Genomic DNA, 472 nt, shown 5'->3' on the forward strand with positions numbered 1-472 from the left:
TGACTCCTCTGCGTGACCCAGATCACATCTCACCCCTGTCAGGAATCGACGGGCTGCCCGGTTCAAGGGGCGAAGCCCGCGCGAGACAGGAGTAGAGGTCATGCAGCACGGAAACGGACACGGACAGCACCGCATCGTCGTCATCGGGGCCGGATACGCCGGAGTGACCGCCGCCGGCCGCCTCGCCAGGCGGCTGCGCCGCGAGGACGTCGCCATCACCCTCGTCAACCCCGAGCCGGACTTCGTCGAGCGGGTCAGGACGCACCAGCTGGCGGTCGGGCAGGAGCTCAGGCCCCGCCCGTTCAACGAGATGTTCGCGGGTACGGGGGTGCGGCTGCGGCTCGCGAGGGTGACGGCCGTCGACGCGGACCGCAGGACGGTATCGATCACGGAGGCCGGGACCACCGGGACCGGCGGGGCCGCCTCCGGGGCGACCGCCGTCGAGGAACTCCCGTACGACACCCTCGTGTAC

Annotated in this window: 1 protein-coding gene; it reads left to right on the plus strand. The window is 70.8% G+C overall.

Going from position 1 to position 472, the window contains the following annotated elements; translation table 11 throughout:
* Positions 1–100 precede the first annotated feature (100 nt).
* A partial coding sequence (locus RNC47_RS36520; RefSeq protein ID WP_311605167.1) for an FAD-dependent oxidoreductase occupies positions 101–472 on the plus strand: 372 nt, incomplete at its 3' end.

It is taken from the genome of Streptomyces millisiae (genome assembly GCF_031845425.1).
In the GTDB taxonomy this organism is placed as follows: Bacteria; Actinomycetota; Actinomycetes; order Streptomycetales; family Streptomycetaceae; genus Streptomyces; species Streptomyces millisiae.